Genomic DNA, 3,435 nt, shown 5'->3' with positions numbered 1-3,435 from the left:
AAGTATTTCCACCACAGGCACGCAAAATACGCAGCTTAGAGAGCATAATACAAACTAATTTACCTAACGATTAATAATATTAATAGGCAGTTTCTCATCAACAAACTTATTTGCTCAATTACCTGATGAGGTAGTAATAAAAAGCCCAGGGTTATACCCCGAGGGATTGGTTTTCGATAGCAAAACCCAATCTTTTTACACAACTTCTGTTGCTCAAGGTAAAATTGTTAAGGTTACTAAAGATGGAAAAGTAACTGTTTTTGCAGATGATGAAGATTTAGTGTCGACCATAGGGCTTGAAATTGATGTTGAAAGAAATCGATTGGTTGTTTGTAACAGCGACCCTGGAGCTAGTATTAAAAGTAGTGATGCCACCAAAGGAAAATTGGCGGCTGCGGTATTTTATAATCTAAAAACAGGCAAAAGGGAAAAGTACATTGATTTAGCTGCTATTGCTCCGCAGGGCGGTCATATGGCAAATGATGTAACAATTGACAATAATGGAAACTTCTATATTACTGACAGTTTTTCGCCTATCATTTACAAAGTATCTAGCAAAGGTAAAGCAACCATATTTGTTAATGACAAAAGATTAGAGGCTCCAGTAGGCACTTTTGGACTTAATGGATTGGCATATCACTCAGAAGGATTTATCATTGCCGCAATATACAATGGAGGAAAATTGTTTAAAATCCCTCTAAACAACCCTTCCAATTTACAGGAAATTGCATTGGGCGACAAACCATTCCCTACAATTGATGGTGTATTGCTTTTAGATAACAACACCATCGCCCTTGCCTGTAACAACCTAAGTGGTGCAGATTTCCCAAGTGCAGTGTATAAGTTAGTATCTAAAGACAATTGGACATCTGCAAATATAACAGAGGTTTTTGAAACAGGCAATACATTCCCAACTACACTCACGAAAGCAGGCAATGACCTATTTGTAGTCTATGCTAAGCTTCAAATGCTTTTTGGAGGTAACAACCCTACAGCTCAAGAATTTGAAATAACAAAAGTGAAATTTGAAAAAAAAAGTAATAACAGAAATACAAACTAAAAATTTAGAAATTATGTCAGAAAAAATGCCGGAAAAATCATTAATGATTGTAAATGCTGTGTTAAATCCAGCCGAAAAAGAAGCTTTTGCTTATTATTCAGAACATTCAAGCCTATTGTTCAAAAATGCAGGAGTCAAACCTATTGGAAAATACAAAGTAGCACAAAGTATCGTAGGGAATAAAAAACTTCATGTGGTTGTTGTTATGGAGTTTCCAAGCAATCAAGCTATAATAGATGTGTTTGAATCGGAAGCTTATAAAAAACTATTGCCCTTTAGGGACAAGGCATTTACTGAATTAGAAGTTTTCATTGGAAATCAATAATATAGAAAAATCATTAAGATGTATAGGGTAAGATGCTACTCTATACATTTTTTAATAATACGGTTATGAAATTATTAGAAGGAAAACAAGCTGTAATATCTGGTGGAAGTGAAGGTATTGGATTTGCCATTGCAGAAGCATTTGTTAAAAATGGAGCAGATGTTATTATTATTTCTCGAAATAGAGATAAGCTAAATAGCGCAAAAAAACAATTATCTATTTATAATCAAAAAGTTAATGCCATTTCCTTTGACCTATCCGATATTTCTAAAATTTCTGCTCTCTCTGAAGAAATAAACTCGAATTATGGTAAAGTAGATATTTTGGTAAACAATGCCGCAATGGCATTATTTGAAAAGATAGAAAATATAAATCCCATAGAGTTGGAGCAGATTATAAGAATGAATGTTCAATCTCCTTTTATTTTAACGCAGCAATTACTCCCATCTCTAGAGAAAACAGAAGGAAATATAATAAACATAACGTCTTACTTTTCTCATAAAATGATACCCGAAAGGTATAGTACGGCTTATTCCCTTACCAAAGGAGCAATGGATTCATTCACTAAATCGTTAGCTTGTGAATTAGGTCCAAGAGGAATTCGAGTAAATGCTATAGCTCCTGGTAGCGTAAAAACACCTCTTTTTAATACTGCCATGAAGAAAATGACTGATGAACAACGAACTAAATTTACTGATAAGGTAAAAACAAACTATCCTTTGGGGCGTATTGGAGAGCCTAATGATTTGGGAGGGATTGCTGTTTTTTTAGCTTCAGAACAATCCAAATGGGTAACAGGTTCAATAGTGAGTGTGGATGGAGGTTTAACTACAACATAGAGGTAATTTAAATCAAAAAAATGTCTCTTTCAACCAAAACTAATACTATTAAAGCTCTATTTTCGTAATTTTGTTATTTAAAACAGCACATGACAATCACAATTCCATCACATTTTCACCAGCCTTCATTTGCAAATGATATAGTCTATAATATAGATGGGAATACGGTTGTTTTGTTGAACAGGAAAACTGAAACAGAAAGATCAAAAATTAACATTACCCAACACCTAATAGCGTTTGGAATTGAAGGAGAAAAATATTTTCACTCCCTTGATGATGACACTGTTTTGCACAAGAATGAAGCTATTTTTCTTAAAAAAGGATTGGTTTTAACAACCGAAAAAATAGCAGAAAGTAATAGTTACAAAAGCATTTTATTTTTTATTGACGACAGCTATTTATTGCATTTTTTTAATAAAAATCGAAAGTATTTCGCACATCTAAATTCTAAAGAATCACCACGGTCATATTTTAAATTTGAGAATAGCTCTAATTTAGAAGCTTATATTAATACACTTCTTCCTTATTTTGAGTCTGAAAATTTATTAATAGAGCCTCTTTTCAAAGTGAAATTAGAAGAACTTCTATTGAATTTAGTGCTTAACGATAAGCAGCATAGCTTCAAAAACTTTCTAATCAATTTAAATAAAAAGAACGACTACAATTTGCATGAATTTATGAGTAATAATTTTACTAGAAATTTAAGAGTAGAAGATTTTGCCTATTTAAATGGAATGAGTGTTTCTTCTTTTAAACGAAATTTTGAGAAAGTTTTTAATGTAACACCCGCTAAATGGGTTAAAGAAAAACGATTAAAGAAAGCAGAATTTATTCTTCAGACATCTGATAAAAATGTCAATGAAGTAGCTATGGAAGTCGGCTTTGAAAATCCTTCTCATTTCATTCAAGTTTTCAAATCTTATTACGGCATTACACCTAAAAAGTTTCAGGAAGAATTTATAACTCAGGCTTATTGAAATTACTTTGAACTTGAATTATCTGGTTCAATATTAATTCTGACTAACAGTAACTTTTCTGTTTTATAAATATCATATTTTCAAATATTTGCAATTTTTATTCAAACATTACTTTTTTCTAACTGATAGCATGAAAAAATAAACGGTTTCTCTGATGCGTGGATGCGCCGGTCAAATTGAGCCATGTGCGCCGGATGAAAGTGAGCCGTTTAAACTAGTTGCTTAAAATCGATT

4 protein-coding genes are annotated in these 3,435 nt (G+C 32.4%); all 4 read left to right on the top strand.

Annotation, left to right across the window (positions count from 1 at the left end):
* Positions 1–166 precede the first annotated feature (166 nt).
* Entirely contained in the window at positions 167–1,060 is an 894-nt protein-coding gene (locus tag U1E44_RS16700) for a hypothetical protein (RefSeq protein ID WP_322932253.1), read from the top strand.
* Positions 1,026–1,385, top strand: a complete 360-nt coding sequence (locus U1E44_RS16695) for a DUF1330 domain-containing protein (RefSeq protein WP_322932252.1) — start codon at positions 1,026–1,028, stop codon at positions 1,383–1,385. Before U1E44_RS16700 ends, U1E44_RS16695 begins: the two co-directional genes overlap by 35 nt.
* A gap of 65 nt (positions 1,386–1,450) precedes the next feature.
* Entirely contained in the window at positions 1,451–2,224 is a 774-nt protein-coding gene (locus U1E44_RS16690; RefSeq protein ID WP_322932251.1) for an SDR family NAD(P)-dependent oxidoreductase, read from the top strand.
* Between the two features lie 89 nt (positions 2,225–2,313).
* The gene (locus U1E44_RS16685; RefSeq protein WP_322932250.1) at positions 2,314–3,201 is read left to right on the top strand and encodes a helix-turn-helix transcriptional regulator; all 888 of its coding nucleotides are present in this window, start codon (positions 2,314–2,316) and stop codon (positions 3,199–3,201) included.
* Positions 3,202–3,435: the final 234 nt, after the last annotated feature.

The organism is Aurantibrevibacter litoralis, from assembly GCF_034651555.1.
In the GTDB taxonomy this organism is placed as follows: Bacteria; Bacteroidota; Bacteroidia; order Flavobacteriales; family Flavobacteriaceae; genus Aurantibrevibacter; species Aurantibrevibacter litoralis.
This window is presented reverse-complemented; position numbering and strand designations above follow the sequence as displayed.

What these genes read in the sequence shown, in the direction of transcription:
- U1E44_RS16685 (WP_322932250.1), top strand. Translation starts at nt 2,314, where the DNA reads ATGACAATCACAATTCCATCACATTTTCACCAGCCTTCATTTGCAAAT.
- U1E44_RS16690 (WP_322932251.1), top strand. Translation starts at nt 1,451, where the DNA reads ATGAAATTATTAGAAGGAAAACAAGCTGTAATATCTGGTGGAAGTGAA.